Below are 18308 nucleotides of genomic sequence, written 5' to 3' on the forward strand. Positions count from 1 at the left end.
AGAGAAGAACAATATAAAAAGCCGTAAAAAACGGCTTTTTATCATTCTCTTGCTTCCATTATAGCCAAAGTAAGCGTATATATCAAAGATTGTTATACGCAGTGAACACTTCGCCGTTAAAAGATCACTAGACATATAGTTTTGGAACAGAGCTGCCAGATCTTTTTTTCGGTTTTGCTTTAGGAGCAGATGATGTGTGCGGTGCTGCTTTTTTGACGAGGATGTCTTCTGGCTCTTCATTTTCTTCTATTTCATCAGTCTGTGCTTCTTCATCGGTCACTTCTGTTTCCGTGCTGGTCTCTGTTGATTCTGCATCAGCATCATTTGCACTTTCTTCTTCATCATCCGCACTGCCAAGCTGGCTGTACAGTTTAATCATCGCAGGCAAATTTCTCACTAAAGGACCGTATTGCTGAATCATTGGCGTAAATTGCTGCGCCATTCCGAGCACTTTTTGAACATTTCCTAACATGCTTGAGAGGGTCGCAGGATTTGTGAAGCTCTGGATTCCTTGTAATCCCGCACCACCTCCAGAAACTCCAGCTCCTCCTGCGCCAGGAAGAAATTTAGCGAGCATGCCTTTAATTCCTGCACCACCGCCTAGTGCACGGCTCTCACCTCCTGGAATTCCGCCCATCCCTCGTAAACCGCCTCCCTGTACAGACGGGGAGCGAGGCATCATTTGCTGAAATGGATTGCCTTGCCCTTGAAAAGGCTGTTGGATAGGAGGCTGCTGCCCTCTTTGAAAAATTCCGGGCTGTCCGCCATTTCCAAGGTGCCGGCGTGAGGGACGGCGCGGCTGAAAATCGCCCATAGGCCTTTGCCCTAACATACTTGTACCTCCCTTACTGCATTCTCTTTCTCTTCATAGGTTATGCAAGGAAGCATCAATTGGTTTCCTGTAGGAAAAGCGGACATGGTTTTTTTACTGAAAATCAGCTATAATGAGGAGATGAGCAAAAAGGCATTGCCTTAAGGAGTGAAAACATGAAAGAAACGAAATTTACGACATATGAATTAAAGCCTTTTATTATAGATGCTATTCATGAACTAGGCTTTTATGAGCCGACTGATATTCAAAAAAGAATCATCCCTGCTGTTTTAAAAGGAGAAAGCGTGATTGGCCAGTCACAAACAGGAACAGGAAAAACTCATGCGTACTTACTGCCGCTGATTCATTCAATTGATCCAAGCAAAGAGCAGGTACAAGTGGTGATTACTGCACCTACAAGAGAATTAGCCAATCAAATTTTCAAAGAAGCTCAAACGATTTTAAAGAATGCTTCTCCAGAAGAAGAGATCAAAGCAAAACTTTATATTGGCGGAACGGACAAGCAGAAATCAATTCAAAAGCTAAAAAACCAGCCGCATTTGGTTGTCGGCACACCTGGACGTATTGCTGACCTCATTCATGAGCAGGCGCTCAATGTTTACAAAGCGACCTCTCTTGTCATTGATGAAGCGGATTTAATGCTGGATATGGGATTTTTAGAAGATGTGGACCGTATTGGTGCACAAATGCCAGAACAGCTGCAAATGCTTGTGTTCTCTGCAACCATCCCGGAAAAACTAAAGCCTTTCCTGAAAAAATATATGGACAATCCAAAGTATGCGCATGTTGAACCAAAACGGATTACAGCAGAAAATATTCAGCATATTTTAGTTCCGTCTAAACAGCGTGATAAATTAAAATTGCTTCATGAAATGGTGACGAATGTACAGCCTTATTTAGGAATCATTTTTGCCAATACAAAAACAACTGTTGATGAAATCGCCGCATTCTTACAAGAAAAAGGAATGAAAATCGGTGTGCTCCATGGCGGATTAACGCCGCGTGAACGTAAAAAAGTCATGAAACAAATTGAAGATTTGGAGTTCACTTATATTGTGGCATCTGATCTTGCAGCACGCGGAATTGACATTAAAGGCGTCAGCCACGTGATTAACTATGAACTTCCATCTGATCTTGATTTTTATGTGCACCGCGTTGGAAGAACAGCTCGTGCTGGTTCATCTGGAATTGCTATGACCATTTATGAACTGGCTGATGAGGATGCACTCATTCAAATTGAGAAAATGGGCGTTGTGTTTGAAAACAAAACCATTGTTCATGGCGAATGGCGAGATGCAGATGACCGTCTGAAGCGTCAAAGACGTAAAAAAGCACCAAATGAAATTGAAGAAAAAGCAAAACGTCTTGTGAGAAAACCGAAAGCCGTCAAACCTGGATATAAAAAGAAAATGACACGTGAGATGGATAAAATCAAAAGACAGGAACGTAGAAAGTCAAAGCGTAATGGAAAGTAGGGGGAAACATTGTTGAAGATTGGTTCACATGTATCCATGAGCGGAAAACATATGCTTCTTGCAGCGAGTCAAGAAGCTGCCTCTTATGGTTCGAATACGTTTATGATTTATACAGGTGCACCGCAAAATACGCGCCGCAAAAAAATTGAAGACCTGAATATTGAAGCTGGACAAGCGCATATGAAAGAGCATGGCATGACGGATATCGTTGTGCATGCTCCGTATATTATCAATATTGGAAATACGGTGAATCCAGCGACATTTGAGCTTGGTGTAGACTTCCTTCGCTCTGAGATTGAGCGTACGGAAGCGCTGGGAGCAAGACAAATTGTTCTCCACCCAGGTGCGCATGTCGGAGCAGGGGCAGAAGCAGGGATTCAAAAAATCATTGAAGGTTTAAACGAAGTCATTGTGAAAGGTCAAGAGGTTCAAATTGCACTTGAAACAATGGCAGGAAAAGGATCAGAGTGCGGAAGAAGCTTTGAAGAGCTTGCTCAAATTATCGATGGAGTGACACATAACGAAGCTCTTTCTGTCTGCTTTGATACGTGTCACACGCACGATGCTGGTTACCCGATTGTGAGCGACTTTGATGGTGTGTTAGAAGAATTTGACCGAATTGTCGGCATTGACCGAATCAAAGTTCTTCATATTAATGACAGTAAAAACGTACAAGGCGCAAGAAAAGACCGACATGAAAATATCGGTTTTGGTGAAATTGGTTTCGATGCACTGAGCTATATTGTGCATCATCCCCAGCTTCAAGATGTGCCGAAAATTCTAGAAACGCCTTATGTAGGTGAAGATAAAAAGAACAAAAAACCACCTTACAAATTCGAAATTGCGATGCTGAAAGAAAAGCAATTTGATGAAGGCTTACTAGATAAAATTACGGGTCAATAAAAAAGGATGCAACATGATGAGGTGCCGCTAAATGCGGCCCTTTTTTTGCCTAACTTGTAAATTGGTTAAACAGATCATTCACAGTCTGTGCTGTCTGTTTAGAAGTAATCGCTTCCACTTGCTTAAGAAGCCGGTTACGCTCTGAATCATTAAAAATATTGATGTTTTTCCCGTTCATGAGTTTGGCAACCTCAGCAGCTTGATTAGACGTTAAACTGACGCCATACTGTTTCGCATACCTTAACAAATCATTTGCTGTGATCTGATTGAGCCGCTGCAGGACAATTTTTTGAATTAAAATCAATTCCATTCCTCCCCTCTGTAACAATGTATGGGCGAAAACGGAAAATGTGCAAAAAATTTTATTTTATTCTGTGAAATGATAAAATAGTAAAGTGAATAAAATGTTCATTGAAAATTTAACATGTGTAGAAGGGAGAACGTATGGCAAATAGTAAACAGCATAAAAAGGAATCAGTGCCTCATTTTATTTTGAGAATTTTTCTGATTCTAGTAGGTGCTGCATGTGCAGCAGTCAGCATTGAATTATTTTTAGTGCCAAACAATATTATTGATGGAGGCATCATCGGTATTTCGCTTATTTTGGATTATCTCTTTACAGATAACCCGTTTATTAATTTTGCGACGATTGTTGTCATTTTAAATATTCCATTTATGATATCAGGATACAAACATATTGGGAAAACCTTTCTGATTTCCACTGTGATTGGGATTGTCAGCTTAGCCGTGATTGAATCTTCACTTCATCACGTAGAGGCATTTACAACACAGCCGATCTTAGCCACTGTATTTGGCGGGCTATTACTTGGATTTGGTGTTGGACTTGTCATCCGTAATGGAGGCTCAATGGATGGAACAGAGATTTTAGGAATTCTTCTGACGAAAAAAATTCCTTTCTCCGTCGGTGAGTTTGTCATGATCGTCAATGTGTTCATTTTTATTTGGGCGGGCTTTGTCTTCGGACCAGAGCAGGCTATGTATTCTGTGATGACATATTATTTGGCAATGAAAACAATTGATGCTGTTATTCAAGGGCTTGATGAAACAAAAGCTGTTATTATCGTATCAGATTATTATGATGAAATTTCAGATGCGATTCTGCATCGACTTGGCAGGGGAACGACAAAGCTGAAAGGAAAAGGCGGCTATACAGATGAAGAAAAAGATGTCATCTACGCCGTTGTCACAAGGCTTGAAATTACAAAGCTGAAATCCATTGTATTTGAAATTGATGGCCAAGCATTTATTACGATTATGGATACGCATGAAACAAAAGGCGGTAAGTTCAAAACAGCCATTCATTAGCTTTTATTTTACTTTTTTATCTTTCTTTTATATAATGAAATGTATGTATGAACAGAGAAAATGGCAAAAGCCATTTTCTTTTTGTTGTATAAATCGTAATCATTCTTTTTATATTGATTGAAGGTGGAAAGATTCATGGCAAAGCCAATTATTGAAATGAAGGACATTTCGTACTCGTATGGACAGCGAAATGTCATAGATCACATTCATTTAACAGTAGAGGAAGGAAACTTTCTAGCACTTGTTGGACCGAATGGATCTGGTAAAACAACCTTATTAAAATGCCTGCTTGGGCTCATAAAACCGCAGCAAGGTGAATTAAAGCTATTTGGCACGCCTGTTTCAAAATTTAGAGACTGGGATCAAATTGGATTTGTTTCTCAAAAGGCGAATAGCTTTAATACGGGTTTCCCTGCTTCTGTATATGAGGTCGTCGCAAGCGGACTGACCGCGAAAATTGGTTTGTTTAAACGAATGAGCAAACAGGATAAATGGCAAGTGGAAGAGGCCATTCGCTCAGTTGGCATACAGGATTTAAAGCATCAAAACATCGGTGAGCTTTCTGGCGGGCAGCAGCAGCGTGCATTTATTGCCCGTGCGCTTGTCAGTCAGCCGAAGCTGCTCATTTTGGATGAGCCCACGGTTGGGGTCGACCAGCGGACAGTAGAAGGCTTTTATCAGCTGCTCGAAACATTGAACAAAGAAAAAGGAATGTCTTTAATTCTCGTCACACACGACGTTGGCACCGTTTCTGATAAAGTCACCCATGTGGCTTGCTTAAATCAGACACTGCATTTCCATGGGGATGCGGAAGCGTTTGATTCAATGGATGATCAGGCGCTATCCCAATTTTACGGGCATGACATTCAAGTGATTCATCACGATCATCACCATCATGGGGGACATGAATAATGCTATTTCCATTTTTTCATTATGAATTTTTACAAAATGCGTTTATCGCAGGGTTACTGATCGGTTTTATTGCGCCCTTACTTGGTGTATTTATTGTCGTAAGAAGGCTCTCGCTTATTGCAGATGCCCTTAGTCACGTATCACTTGCCGGTATTGCCGCAAGTCTATTCCTTGATAAAAAGTTTGGGCTTTTGACAGGGGTAAGCCCGCTCTACTTAGGAATGGCTTTTTCTGTTGCAGGGTCATTGTTCATTGAGCGACTGCGTTCCGTGTATAAGCATTATCAGGAGCTGGCGATCCCCATTATTTTATCAGGCGGTATTGGGATTTCCGTTATCTTCATTTCACTAGCAAATGGTTTTAATACAGATTTGTTTAGTTATTTATTCGGAAGTGTCAGTGCGGTGTCAAGATTAGATCTTTGGATTGTTGTTGGGATCTCACTCATTGTGGTGTTAGTTGTGGTGCTTTTATATAAAGAATTATTTTTACTTTCTTTTGATGAAGAGCATGCAAAGGCTTCTGGTATTTCAGCGAAATGGATTCATTTCATTTTTATCTTAGTTGTTGCACTTGTCATTGCGGCATCGATGCGTATCGTCGGTACACTGCTTGTCTCTGCGCTCATGACACTTCCTGTTGCGGCAAGTATCCGCATTGCCAAAGGCTTCAAACAGGCGATCTTCCTTTCGATCTTGTTCGGTGAATTGTCTGTATTGGCAGGGTTGATCTTAAGCTATTATCTAGATTTAGCGCCAGGCGGAACCATTGTGATGCTGTCCATTTTGATTTTAATCGGATGTATTTTTATTGGGAAATTCAAAAGGGGGAATCAACATGAACGTACAAGAAGCGCTTGATTTATTAAAGGAAAAAGGCTACAAATATACAAGCAAACGTGAAGACATGCTTCAATTGTTTTCTGATTCTGATAAATACTTGACCGCTAAAAATGTGCTGACGGCACTAAGTGAAGACTACCCTGGTCTTAGCTTTGATACAATTTATCGAAACTTGTCACTATATGAAGACCTTGGAATATTAGAAACAACGGAATTGTCAGGAGAGAAACTATTCCGTTTTAAATGTTCATTTTCCCATCATCACCATCACTTTATTTGTCTTGAATGCGGGAAAACAAAGGAGATCGATGCCTGCCCTATGGACAAACTGGACGCCGATCTAGAGGATTATCATATTAGCGGACATAAATTTGAAATATACGGAACGTGTCCTTCCTGCGAACCGAAGGAAGTTCATTCATAAAACAGCCAGCCGCAGAGTAACAGGTTCGGTTTTAAAGTGGAAAAAATAAATCAGTCAGCTGATTAGAACTCCAATTCGTATTTGAATTGGAGTTCTTTTATTTGTTTTTATATAGGCATTTTACTAACTTCCCTTGTTAGAAATATCGGCAGGAGCTAACGATGATCATGTTTTGACTCCAAAATTCTGATAAAATTAATTTAGATATTCCGTCATTAGTAGATGTGGAGGTAAAAGAATGCTAAAAGAACACCCTGAATATATTTTTCGTAATGATGCACGACCAGAAGTTGTTCATGATTTAGCCGATGTAGATGAAAATTCCACTGAGTTGTTAATCACAGGAAAAACAAAAAATATTGAAAGGTTGAAATCTTTTTCTAACCTGACGAAATTGTGGATTTACAAAGTGAACCAAAAGGATTTCAATACGATCTTGAGCTTAGTTAATCCCAAAATGCTCTTTGTGCATGAAATGAGAGTAGAAGATTTATCAATCATCAGTTCTCTTAAAGATGTTGAGGTATTGGCACTTGAATGGAATACAAAGGCACAAAGTTTATGGGATTTATCAAAAAACACTTTTTTAAAATCTTTATCCATAACAGATTTTTCAAAGTTAAATGACATAGCCCCTTTGCAAAAAAACACTGGTTTAGAATTGTTACAATTGTCAGGCGGGATTTGGAATACATTAAATATAAATACTCTTCAACCTTTAAGATACCTCAAGAATTTAAAATATCTGTGCTTATCAAATATAAAAGTGAAGGACGAGTCTTTAGAGCCGATATCGGAATTAGAGGGGCTCAAGGAACTTGAAATTTCGAACCAATTCCCGACAGAAGAATATGCTAGATTATCCGTAACCCTCCCAAATACGAAGTGTGATCGTTTTGCACCATACATCTTTTTATCAAGTCCTATTGTTGATAAAGATGTGATGGTGATTGGAAAACGAAAACCGAAATTAAATTCAAAAGTTGATGGGGAAAAGTTGCAAAAATACGAAGAACAATTTAAAGCGTACCAAGAAAAGTATATAAATTAAGCAATGGAAAATCAATTCCATTGCTTTTTCTATTGCTAATGTAATGGATAATGAACTTCATGGTAAATGGTGTTCTATTGATACTTCAAAACCGAATCAGTTAGCCGCAGAGCTGCGATTTCTCTTGTCTTTTTGAAAACGTTTTACAAAGGGCGGCTGTTTCATTAAAATGAGAACAAGGTACTGAAGAAATTTGTGTCTTTTGGAGTAAAGGGAGGGTCAAAAGTGGCGTGTTATGTCGTGTTTGATGTAGGCGGGACGAGAACAAAACATGGATTAATGGATCAGGATGGGGAGCTGGTCACAAGCGGTGACTATGAAACGAACTGCCGGCAGCTTGAACCGTTTTTAGAAGCCATGGCGAATGTGGTCATGCAATATCAAAGGATGCAGGATGTCAGCGGTATCGCCATCAGTCTTCCGGGCTTTGTGGACAGTGAATCAGGTTATACAGAATTTGCAGGCGCCATCATCGCTTTAAATGGTCAAAATGTAAAAACACTTTTAGAAGAGAAAACGTCTCTTCGTGTAGAAGTGGAGAATGATGCGAACTGTGCAGCTCTCGCAGAAAAATATAGCGGCAATGCGAAAGATTGTGACAGCTTTATTTGTATGACGATTGGCACGGGTGTTGGCGGTGGTATTTTTGCTGATGGTCAGCTTGTGCGCGGGGCTTCCTTCCGCGGTGGTGAATTTGGCATGATGCTGACAGAAACGGAAAATGGCCAGTTTACAACTCTCAACAGCAGCGCTTCAACAGCAGGATTAATTCGGAGCTATAAAGAAAAGCAAGGAATTCCGCAAAGTACTCAAATAGACGGCCAAGAGATTTTTGAAAAGACGAAGCATGATCCGGCCATTGAGAAGCTGGTGGATCAATGGTACAAGCGAATAGCCATTGGCATTTACAATGTAGCGACTGTTCTTAACCCAGAGAAAATCCTCATTGGCGGAGGCGTAAGTGCAAGAACAGATTTATTACAAAACATTGAAAAACATTTACATACACTGCATGCGTGGAAGAATATTCAGGTGAAGCTGGAAACTTGCTACTACTTGAATCAGGCAGGCATGAAGGGGGCACTGTACCATTTTCTAATGAAAGAAGGGCAGCTTGCTCCATCAAAAAAGCCGATACATTAAATGTATCGGCTTCAGCGTGTAGACTATTCCTCGGGTTTGTTCCGCTTCGGTGCTCACTCAGTTATATTAATAAGCAGTTTGCAGACGCTGTTCGTATTGTTTGATCCATTGAGACGCTTCCTGCCAGTTGTTCACGCGAATAATTCTGTCGTCAATTGGCATTTGATTATAAGGGGAGTTAAAAAGAATAACCGGGATGTCAGCTTCTTTTGCAATCATTGTGGCATTGCCATGATGGTCTTCAAAAAATACATCAATCTTGTGCTTTTGAACGGCTTCCAGCTTATGATGACCGCCAACCAGCTCAATAGCATCATAGTGCACATCATGTTCTTGAAACCACTTGTAGGTAATATCCGAATGCTGCTGCCTTCTTGCTGTAATATAAATCAGTTTGTGCTGCTGCTTCAATTGGTCGAGGATCTCTTTTGCATCCTCAGCAGGCTTTGCCTGTTTATAAATAAGAGGCTCGTGCTGATCCATCCAGCCCCAAAATTCTTCTTGAGAAATCTTTAAAAGCTTCGTCAAATCATACTCTGTCATATCATCTAGTGTCATGGCACATTGGAACGACTCATTTAAGTAGGGAACAAAGGTGTCCTGTGCCGTCACTGTACCATCAATATCAATTCCTAAACGTAACATGCCCACACTCCTCATTTTTATACTCTTAAAGTGTAACATAATCAATTCACAATTCCAGCAAGTTTTAGCAAACATGAAACAGACATTTTTGCTCATACTAAAAAAGCTCCTTTCTATTAACCAAAAGGGGGAATTGATCATGGAAAGAGACGAGGATTTCAGAAGAAATGATCGTGAAATCGACACACACTTTAGTAATGATGATGGCTATTTAGAGGAAACAGCTGCTGAAATTGCAGAGCCATATCAAGCTTCAAGAGATCGAGAAGATAGACGAGGACGTGACCATGCAGGTGACGATTCAGGCAGTAAAGGGATAGGCTATACAGCACTCGCGATTGCGATTATCTCATTATTTGTCTTGCCGGTGCTATTAGGGGTAGCGGCAATCGTCGTTGGTTATATTGCAAGAAGAAAAGGAGCACATGCGCTTGGCGCGTGGTCAATTGGGATCGGAATTGTTTCCGTCATCCTAGGCATATTTATCACCCCGTTCTTTTAACAAGAACAGAAAAACGCCTGACGTCACAGTCAGGCGTTTTTTGTTAGGCATTCGCGTGTTTTTCTTTTTCAGCTTCCATTTTCGCATAATGTTCTTCAGCGATTTTATCGATTTCTTTTTTCAGTTCTTCGACCATTGTTTCTTCTGGTACTTTACGAACAATTTCACCTTTACGGAACAATAAGCCTTCGCCTCTAGCGCCTGCGATTCCGATGTCCGCTTCACGTGCTTCACCAGGACCGTTAACAGCGCAGCCGAGAACTGCTACTTTAATCGGTGCTTTGATTTTAGAAATATATTCTTCGACTTCATTGGCAATGCTGATGAGGTCAATTTCAATTCGTCCACAGGTTGGGCATGAGATCAGTGTTGCTGCATTTGATGCAAGACCAAATGATTTCAACAATTCACGTGCTACTTTTACTTCCTCAACTGGGTCAGCACTTAATGAGATACGGAGTGTGTTACCAATCCCCATATTCAAAATAGCGCCAAGTCCAGCTGCACTTTTGACTGTACCTGCAAATAACGTACCTGATTCTGTAATCCCAAGGTGAAGAGGATAATCAAAGGCTTTAGCCGCTTTTTCGTATGCTTCAATTGCAAGGTTTACATCAGATGCTTTCATACTGACGATGATGTCATGAAAGTCTAGGTCTTCTAGAATTTTAATGTGATGCAGTGCACTTTCGACCATACCATCTGCTGTTGGATAGCCGTATTTATCAAGAATTTTTTTCTCTAATGAACCAGCGTTTACGCCAATACGAATTGGAATGCCTTTTTCTTTTGCTGCTTTGACAACCGCTTCTACTTTTTCTCTTCTTCCGATGTTTCCTGGATTGATTCGGATTTTGTCTGCGCCTGCTTCAATCGCTTTCAGTGCAAGCTTGTAGTCAAAATGAATATCCACAACAAGCGGGATGTTAATTTGTTTTTTAATGTCCGCAATTGCATTTGCTGCACGCTCATCTGGACATGCGACACGCACGATTTGACAGCCTGCCTCTTCTAAACGTTTAATTTCAGCGACTGTCGCTTCGACATCATGTGTTTTGGTTGTTGCCATACTTTGAATGACAACCTCATTATTTCCACCTATAGTTAAAGGTCCCACTTTGACGGGACGCGTTTTAGTACGATGTGTGACTTCACTCACTTGTCAATCGCTCCTTAGTGTACAAGCAATCCTTTGCCGTGTACGTCGTGTTTTACAGTTCATATTGTAACAGTCTCTTTGTATGAATGACAAGGAATTAACGTTTTATCTCTTATAGACAGGAAACTTATATGTGCTGCCGGCCCTGATTTCGTTCGCTTTCACACCTTGATTCAGCTCCTCGAAATCTTTAATGACGTCATCAAGCGGCTTGCTTGTATGTACGATGGAGAGGACTGTTTCACCTTGTTTTACAGTGACGTTCTTATATGTCTTTTTCTCAGCTGTTTGAAGGGCACTTGCTGGAACGGCTGGATTTTCTTCAACAGGAATGGTTCCATTTTTTAAATCAAAAAAGATAATAAAGAGGACAAACAAACTGATTAGTAAAAAAAGAATTCGCCGCATTTTACTCACCGCTTTTAAGAGTTTACTTCAGTCTATGCATGTCCTGAAATGATAGAACCAAAAAGAGGAGAAAAGCTGGAAAGGATGGATCTAGTTAGTTCTAGTAAGCCTTGTAATAAAAACTTCTTGGCCCGCTGGTGTAGTTAAATAGGAGAGCAACCTCATATGGACATTATGATAAAATAATAAGGGGGGGATTTTATGAAGAAGGTTAGTCAGCATATATATGTGAGAACACTAACAGAAAATGATGCCGAATCACTGTTAACATTAGAGCTTGAGAATCGCTCATATTTTCAAGAATTTACACCTTTGGTCAAAGATGATTTCTTCACGTTACCTCGTCAAATTGAACGGATTCAGCGCGGTGTGCAAAGAAGTGCACAAGATGAATCTTACATGCATGGTATTTTCTTAAATGAAACCGATGCTTTAATCGGGACGATCTCATTAAGTTCTGTCGTAAGAGGTCCAATAGAAGGAGCATGGCTTGGGTATGTACTCGATCAAAGGCAGGGCGGAAATGGATATATGACAGAAGCCATTCGTTTAATCATTGACTATGCCTTTTTTGAGTTGAATCTCCATCGTATTGAGGCTGGAGTAAAGCCGAGTAATAAGGGTTCCATTCGTGTACTTGAAAAGACAGGTTTTGAAAATGAGGGACTAAATCGTAAAAAAGTAAAGATTAATGGAGTGTGGGAGGATCACTATTTGTTTGCGATCATTCATCCTGATGAGTCCTAGCATGACCATACATAAAAAGCTCCTCCGAGTCGGGGGAGCTTTCATTGTGTAGACATATCCTTGTTGGATTGATCATTTGCTTTTTTTTGCAGGAATTTCTTTCACAACAAGATATAAAAAGATAAAGTTAATGACCCAATTTAATAAAAATGAGTTTGCAACAGGCGTGTTTAGTGCACTCATGATGGCGAAAAAGACCGTTGTTAATGTGAGTGAATAAGCGGAGAGCTTCCAAAGCATTTGGAAGGACAGCTCTTTTTGCTGCATTCGTTTAATAAATGTACCAAGCATCGCAAGGAATGTTGCGCTGATAAACATGAGAGCTGCAGTTGATAGATATAGCAGTACACAGATGACAGGGATGATAATCGCTTGGTTCTGATTTGTAACCCGAGCGAGTTCATCTTTTGTCAGTGTTCCACCAAGGAGCTGGTATGGAATATCTGTCGTTTGTCCATCAATGGCAATCACTGCTTTTTCCTTTAATAAAGCGATAGCCGTTTGCTTTGATTCAAGCTCACTTGCTTTTATTTTTTCAGCAGGATCAAAGATGATCGTGATGCCGTTTTCTTCTTTTTCTATTGGTTCACTTTGATCTGCTTGAAGCTTTCCTTTTTCGATTGAAAAGTCGGGTAAATCTTTTTTGATCACATGCTGAAATCCTGACATCGCATTCGAGATTTCTTGGCTCATATGATACCCCTGAGGAACTGCTGCGATGATTGAGAGGATAAAAATGAATAAAATCGCTTTACCGATCCCTGTAAACCGTGCTTTAGCAATATCTTTTGGTGAATAAATTCCTTTTAACAATAGATTAAATACGTTCAATACCCATTCACTTCCTACATTCTTTTCTATTTCTCATATTGTATCAATGTCTATCCATCAAGTACAAGTATGGCCATCTCATCACTGGTTAAGATAGAGGGAATGAGGCATAATGTATACAGCAAATAAAAAGGAGGCGGCAGTCTTGGACGTTCTGTATTGGATACTGATTGGCTGTGCATTTATCATTGCGTTTGTTGGACTTGTTTATCCAATTATCCCGAGTGTGGTCTTTATGGTTCTCGGATTTATTCTATATGGTTTCTTTTTTAGCTTCGAGCCGCTAACACTGACGTTCTGGCTTATTCAAGCCATGTTTACTGCCGTCTTATTTGCGGCAGATTATGTCTCAAATCTTATTGGGGTAAAGCGCTTTGGCGGCAGCAAGGCAGCTATTTGGGGAAGCACCATTGGGTTATTAGCTGGTCCTTTTGTGATACCCATTGCAGGAATTATTATTGGTCCATTTCTCGGGAGTGTCATTGCTGAGCTCCTTGTTCATCAAAAAGATCTGAAGACGAGTGTGAAAGTTGGATTAGGCTCATTAATTGGATTTGTATCAGGTGTTTTTGCAAAAGGATTGATTCAAGCGCTGATGCTGGGCATCTTTTTATTTTATGTCCTTCGCTAGTTGAAAAAGGGTGTTTAAAACTTTTTCAAAAGGGCTAATTACAAAATAAACACTGAAATGTTTCAGAACATGAGCAATAACGTTGAAACAAGCTGTTTCTTTTGATACTCTTTGAGTAGGGTGAATTGCTGACTTACAAAAGGAAGCATTTCAGTACATACATTTTAAGGAGGAATTTAACCATGGCTTTTAAACTTCCAGAATTACCATATGCTTACGATGCATTAGAACCACATATCGACAAGGAAACAATGACGATTCACCACACAAAACACCATAACACATACGTAACAAACTTAAACAAAGCAATCGAAGGTGTATCAGCTCTTGAAGATCAATCAATTGAAGAGCTAGTGGCTAACTTAAACTCAGTGCCTGAAAACATTCGTACAGCTGTACGTAACAATGGCGGAGGACATGCGAACCACTCATTATTCTGGACGCTTCTTTCACCAAACGGTGGCGGCGCACCAACTGGTGAACTTGCAGATGCAATCGAAAAAGAATTAGGTGGATTTGAAAAATTCAAATCTGATTTCGCTGCAGCAGCTGCAGGACGCTTTGGTTCTGGTTGGGCATGGCTTGTTGTGAACAACGGAAAACTTGAAATCACAAGCACGCCAAACCAAGATTCTCCTTTAACTGAAGGAAAAACGCCAATTCTAGGACTAGACGTTTGGGAGCATGCTTACTACCTAAACTACCAAAACCGTCGTCCTGATTACATTTCAGCATTCTGGAATGTTGTGAACTGGGATGAAGTAGCTCGCCTTTACAGTGAAGCAAAATAATGATTTGATTCGAAAAGACCTGCTTTCAAGAGAAGCAGGTCTTTTTATATTTTCCCTCCTTTTTTTACATATCTGCCTTTTGATGAGACAGACTATTGTGTAGAAAAGGAGAATGAATTGTATGAGCAGATTAAAAAAAATGTTCGGGGACATGGATGTTACAAGAGATTTATTGCTCCTCCTCACGATTGGCGGGTTATATGCACTTGCCATTGCGCTTTCGAATACGTTTGTAAATGTGTACTTATGGAAACAGTCCGGGAAATTCACGGATCTTGCGATTTATAACTTGGCCATTGTGGTGCTTCAGCCCATTACGTTTTTATTCGCTGGCCGGCTCGCTAAAAAAATAGACCGGGCGTTTGTCCTTCGTTTCGGTGTCATTTTTTTAGCCGCTTTTTATTTAATTGTTTTAATGGCAGGAGAACAAGCGGCCGCACGGCTTGTTTTATTGGGAAGTGTCCTTGGGATCGGTTATGGTTTTTACTGGCTTGCATTTAACGTACTCACCTTTGAAATCACCGAGCCTGAAACAAGAGACTTCTTTAATGGATTTCTCGGAGTGCTTACTTCAACTGCCGGCATGATTGGTCCTCTCATTGCGGGGATTGTCATTTCTCAGTTAACGGATGATACAGGCTACACAGTCATTTTCACGTTATCGCTTTTTTTGTTTTCACTAGCGGTTGTGATGAGCTTTTTCCTTAAAAGAAGGCAGTCAAAAGGCAAATTTATCATCAAACAAATTTGGAAAGAACGCCATGCAGACGAGAATTGGCGTAAGATTACAACAGCTCATTTTTTTCAAGGGCTTCGTGAAGGGGTCTTTGTCTTCTTAATCAGTGTCTTCGTGTTTATTGCAACAAACAGTGAGCTTGCTCTCGGGACGTTTGGTTTAGTGAATTCAGGTGTTGCGTTTTTTGCATATTTCTTCGCTACACGTTTGATTAAGAAAAAGTGGCGGAAGAAGGCCATCATGCTTGGCGGGCTGATTTTATACGGCGCCTTGTTTTTAATCGTCTTCCACTTGTCCTATGTTTCACTTCTGATGTATGCGGTAGCCATTGCAATAGGATATCCGCTCCTGCTTGTTCCTTATGTATCCTTAACATATGATGTCATCGGCCATGCAAGGTATGCCAGAAAGGCCCGAATTGAATATATTGTGGTCAGAGAGCTATTTTTAAATGCTGGCCGAATTTGTTCGATTGTTTTGTTCCTGCTGTCTGTCACCTTACTAGGTGATGAGCTCGGAATCCCTGCATCTCTTGTTGTGCTCGGAGCGGGACATACCCTCATTTATTATTTTGTAAAAGATATTCATTTGAAAGAAAAAACAGCTGATATGAAAGAGGCTGACGGTCAAAAGCCAGTTTCTCACACGAACCTTATTAAGGGAGAAAGGTAAAATTTCTTACCAATGGAACATCAAATTTCTAGATAAATGATAGAAAAACCGCTAAAATGATGATGGCACCTTTTATACACAAAAAAGGGGTGCCATTTCTTTCTTGATAGAAAAGGTGATGTGATGAGAAACAAGAAAAACAAAAAAGACGCGAAGGAAGGGCGCAAAACACTTCCGATCCGGCTGAATTTATTATTTTTAGCTGCGTTTATTATTTTTACCGGCGTTGTCGTTAGACTCGGGTTTGTGCAAATAGTCAATGGAGAAGATTATAAAAAGCAGGCAGAAAAACAAGAGGATGTGAATGTCAGCTCATCTGCTCCGCGCGGAAAAATTTACGACCGAAACTACAATACGATTGTCAGCAATAAAGCACTAAATGCCATTACATATACGAGAACCTCGACGACTTCACAAGAAGAGCGGCTCAAAGTGGCATCAAAATTAGCGGATATGATTCATGTGAGTACGAAAAAAATCACAGATCGTGACAAAAAAGATTACTGGATCTTAACGCATCCAAATGAAGCGAAAAAGCTTGTTCAAAAGGAATCAGAATTAAAGGGTGACGATAAGGTCTCTGATGATAAACTATATGAGCTTCAGCTAAAACGCATCACAGACAAGGAATTAAATCAACTGACGAAAAAAGATTTACAAGTGCTTGCCATTAAAAGGCAGATGGATGCAGGTTATGCACTGACGCCTCAATTTATTAAAAATGAAGATGTAAAGCCAAGTGAAATTGCTTATGTCTCTGAGCATTTGGACGAGCTGCCAGGTGTTGATGTGACGACAGACTGGTCACGCAGCTATCCGTATAAAGGACTGCTCCGCAGTATGCTCGGTAGTGTGTCTTCAAGTGATGAAGGTCTTCCGCAGTCACTTCTTGAGCATTATCTATCACTCGGCTACAGCCGAAATGACCGTGTAGGAAAAAGCTATCTTGAATATCAATATGAAGATGTCCTGCAGGGCCAAAAGGAAAAAGAACAAAGTACAACGGATAAACAGGGCAATGTCACAAGCTCTAAAGTGTTAACAGAAGGTAAGAGCGGGAAAGACCTTGTGCTTACAATTGATATTCAGCTGCAAAAAGCGGTTGAAAAAATTATTGAAAAGAACTTGAGAAGTGCGAAACAAAGAGGGGGAACTGAGCTTCTTGACCGCGCATTTGTTGTCATGATGGACCCAAGAAACGGAGAGGTTCTTTCTGTTGCGGGTAAGCAGATTTCTAACAAAAACGGAAAATACAAATTCGATGACTACTCTTTAGGAACGATGACTTCCTCATATGCGATGGGATCAGCAGTAAAAGGGGCAACGGTACTGACTGGATATAAAACAGGCGCTATTCATATTGGAAGTACCCAATACGATGAACCCCTCTATATCGCCCAGTCACCGCCAAAGAAATCCTATCAAAATATGGGACTCATTAATGATTTAACAGCACTAGAGCGTTCATCAAACGTGTATATGTTTAAAACAGCAATCGCCATTGGGAAAAGCGAATATCGTAAGAATCAGCCGCTCCCAATTGATCCGAAAGCATTTGATACGTTCCGCTACAATTTTAGTAAATTTGGCCTTGGAGTTAAAACAGGTATTGACCTGCCAAACGAAGCAACAGGCTACAGAGGATCGTCTACACAATCGGGCCTTTTACTTGACTATGCGATTGGACAGTATGATACATTTACACCGCTGCAAATGGCGCAATACGTTTCAACCATTGCAAATGGCGGGTATCGTTTACGTCCGCAGCTTGTCAAAGAAGTAAGAGAGCCAGATCCGCAGCGCGGTATTGGAGCTGTAACGGAATCCGTCAAACCAGATGTATTGAATAAGCTAGACATGACAAGTGATGAAATCAAGCGTGTCCAGCAAGGCTTCAAGCTTGTCATGCAGAACCCAAGAGGGACAGCCTATTCAAACTTTGGCAACAAAAAGTATAATCCAGCAGGCAAAACAGGAACCGCTCAATCATTCTATGACGGTCCAATTAAAAGCAAGCGCGGTACACCGACGTATAACACAACTCTTGTAGCGTATGCGCCTGCTGATAATCCAGAAGTGGCCATTTCTGTTGTCGTGCCATGGGTGTATCAAGACTACAACCAGCGATATCCAATTACAAATGATATTGGTGAACAAGTATTAGACAAGTACTTTGAACTGAAATCAAAACAGGAAAGCAATGATACACAGGCGAAAAACAAAAACAAAATTGAAAATGAAGCAGAAACAAATAACTAGACCTTTCATAGGTAAAAAC

20 protein-coding genes are annotated in these 18308 nt (G+C 40.4%); 14 read left to right on the forward strand and 6 right to left on the reverse strand.

What is annotated here, in order from left to right:
* Nucleotides 1-127 precede the first annotated feature (127 nt).
* A complete protein-coding gene (gene vrrA, locus MHI60_RS14795; protein ID WP_144484656.1) occupies nucleotides 128-832 on the reverse strand; it encodes a VrrA/YqfQ family protein in 705 nt (234 codons plus the stop codon).
* Between the two features lie 155 nt (nucleotides 833-987).
* On the opposite strand from vrrA, the gene MHI60_RS14800 reads away from it, so the two are divergent.
* Both MHI60_RS14800 and MHI60_RS14805 read left to right on the forward strand, forming a co-directional pair.
* Nucleotides 988-2307, forward strand: a complete 1320-nt coding sequence (locus tag MHI60_RS14800) for a DEAD/DEAH box helicase (protein ID WP_034280145.1) — start codon at nucleotides 988-990, stop codon at nucleotides 2305-2307.
* Nucleotides 2308-2316: 9 nt separating this feature from the next.
* On the forward strand, nucleotides 2317-3210 hold the full coding sequence (locus MHI60_RS14805) for a deoxyribonuclease IV (RefSeq protein WP_144484654.1): 894 nt from the start codon (nucleotides 2317-2319) through the stop codon (nucleotides 3208-3210).
* Nucleotides 3211-3259: 49 nt separating this feature from the next.
* Here the strand turns inward: MHI60_RS14805 and MHI60_RS14810 are convergent, their stop codons facing one another.
* Nucleotides 3260-3514 (reverse strand): DUF2624 domain-containing protein, encoded by a 255-nt coding sequence (locus MHI60_RS14810; protein ID WP_095409033.1) that lies wholly within the window; start codon nucleotides 3512-3514, stop codon nucleotides 3260-3262.
* Between the two features lie 140 nt (nucleotides 3515-3654).
* On the opposite strand from MHI60_RS14810, the gene MHI60_RS14815 reads away from it, so the two are divergent.
* From MHI60_RS14815 to MHI60_RS14840, 6 genes are all read left to right on the forward strand, one after another.
* Nucleotides 3655-4536: a YitT family protein gene (locus MHI60_RS14815; protein WP_095409032.1), complete on the forward strand. Its 882-nt coding sequence runs from the start codon at nucleotides 3655-3657 to the stop codon at nucleotides 4534-4536.
* Nucleotides 4537-4671: 135 nt separating this feature from the next.
* Nucleotides 4672-5448, forward strand: coding sequence for a metal ABC transporter ATP-binding protein (locus tag MHI60_RS14820; protein WP_111292708.1), 777 nt, complete (start codon nucleotides 4672-4674; stop codon nucleotides 5446-5448).
* On the forward strand, nucleotides 5448-6308 hold the full coding sequence (locus MHI60_RS14825) for a metal ABC transporter permease (RefSeq protein WP_095409030.1): 861 nt from the start codon (nucleotides 5448-5450) through the stop codon (nucleotides 6306-6308). The genes MHI60_RS14820 and MHI60_RS14825 overlap by 1 nt, the downstream gene beginning before the upstream one ends.
* Entirely contained in the window at nucleotides 6286-6714 is a 429-nt protein-coding gene (locus tag MHI60_RS14830; protein ID WP_095409029.1) for a Fur family transcriptional regulator, read from the forward strand. Before MHI60_RS14825 ends, MHI60_RS14830 begins: the two co-directional genes overlap by 23 nt.
* Nucleotides 6715-6952: 238 nt before the next feature.
* A complete protein-coding gene (locus MHI60_RS14835; RefSeq protein ID WP_144484652.1) occupies nucleotides 6953-7765 on the forward strand; it encodes a leucine-rich repeat domain-containing protein in 813 nt (270 codons plus the stop codon).
* 225 nt (nucleotides 7766-7990) lie between these two features.
* Nucleotides 7991-8908 carry an ROK family protein gene (locus tag MHI60_RS14840; RefSeq protein WP_144471116.1) on the forward strand — a complete coding sequence of 306 codons (918 nt, stop codon included), beginning with the start codon at nucleotides 7991-7993 and terminating at the stop codon, nucleotides 8906-8908.
* A gap of 66 nt (nucleotides 8909-8974) precedes the next feature.
* Here MHI60_RS14840 and MHI60_RS14845 read toward each other — a convergent pair whose 3' ends face one another.
* Nucleotides 8975-9553: a hypothetical protein gene (locus tag MHI60_RS14845; protein WP_144471114.1), complete on the reverse strand. Its 579-nt coding sequence runs from the start codon at nucleotides 9551-9553 to the stop codon at nucleotides 8975-8977.
* Nucleotides 9554-9692: 139 nt separating this feature from the next.
* Between MHI60_RS14845 and MHI60_RS14850 the strand changes: the two genes are divergently transcribed.
* Nucleotides 9693-10055: a DUF308 domain-containing protein gene (locus MHI60_RS14850; protein WP_039180010.1), complete on the forward strand. Its 363-nt coding sequence runs from the start codon at nucleotides 9693-9695 to the stop codon at nucleotides 10053-10055.
* A gap of 43 nt (nucleotides 10056-10098) precedes the next feature.
* On the opposite strand, the gene ispG is transcribed toward MHI60_RS14850, so the two are convergent.
* Together ispG and MHI60_RS14860 are read right to left on the reverse strand one after the other, a co-directional pair.
* The gene (gene ispG, locus MHI60_RS14855) at nucleotides 10099-11214 is read right to left on the reverse strand and encodes a flavodoxin-dependent (E)-4-hydroxy-3-methylbut-2-enyl-diphosphate synthase (RefSeq protein WP_095409025.1); all 1116 of its coding nucleotides are present in this window, start codon (nucleotides 11212-11214) and stop codon (nucleotides 10099-10101) included.
* A gap of 105 nt (nucleotides 11215-11319) precedes the next feature.
* Entirely contained in the window at nucleotides 11320-11622 is a 303-nt protein-coding gene (locus MHI60_RS14860) for a hypothetical protein (protein ID WP_039180007.1), read from the reverse strand.
* 201 nt (nucleotides 11623-11823) lie between these two features.
* Here MHI60_RS14860 and MHI60_RS14865 point away from each other — a divergent pair, with 201 nt between their 5' ends.
* A complete protein-coding gene (locus MHI60_RS14865) occupies nucleotides 11824-12369 on the forward strand; it encodes a GNAT family protein (protein WP_095409024.1) in 546 nt (181 codons plus the stop codon).
* Between the two features lie 72 nt (nucleotides 12370-12441).
* Here the strand turns inward: MHI60_RS14865 and MHI60_RS14870 are convergent, their stop codons facing one another.
* Nucleotides 12442-13200 carry a DUF1189 domain-containing protein gene (locus MHI60_RS14870; protein ID WP_144471110.1) on the reverse strand — a complete coding sequence of 253 codons (759 nt, stop codon included), beginning with the start codon at nucleotides 13198-13200 and terminating at the stop codon, nucleotides 12442-12444.
* Nucleotides 13201-13345: 145 nt separating this feature from the next.
* Here MHI60_RS14870 and MHI60_RS14875 point away from each other — a divergent pair, with 145 nt between their 5' ends.
* The 4 genes from MHI60_RS14875 (at nucleotide 13346) to MHI60_RS14890 (ending at nucleotide 18289) form a co-directional block, all read left to right on the forward strand.
* Entirely contained in the window at nucleotides 13346-13831 is a 486-nt protein-coding gene (locus tag MHI60_RS14875; protein ID WP_039180001.1) for a DUF456 domain-containing protein, read from the forward strand.
* Between the two features lie 182 nt (nucleotides 13832-14013).
* Nucleotides 14014-14622: a superoxide dismutase SodA gene (gene sodA, locus MHI60_RS14880; RefSeq protein WP_007501264.1), complete on the forward strand. Its 609-nt coding sequence runs from the start codon at nucleotides 14014-14016 to the stop codon at nucleotides 14620-14622.
* A 121-nt stretch (nucleotides 14623-14743) separates the two neighbouring features.
* Entirely contained in the window at nucleotides 14744-16030 is a 1287-nt protein-coding gene (locus tag MHI60_RS14885; RefSeq protein WP_095409022.1) for an MFS transporter, read from the forward strand.
* A 123-nt stretch (nucleotides 16031-16153) separates the two neighbouring features.
* The gene (locus tag MHI60_RS14890; protein ID WP_144484650.1) at nucleotides 16154-18289 is read left to right on the forward strand and encodes a penicillin-binding protein 2; all 2136 of its coding nucleotides are present in this window, start codon (nucleotides 16154-16156) and stop codon (nucleotides 18287-18289) included.
* The last annotated feature ends 19 nt before the right edge of the window (nucleotides 18290-18308 follow it).

Origin of the sequence: Bacillus sp. FSL K6-3200 (assembly GCF_038630485.1) — a bacterium.
GTDB classification, from domain to species: Bacteria; Bacillota; Bacilli; order Bacillales; family Bacillaceae; genus Bacillus; species Bacillus safensis.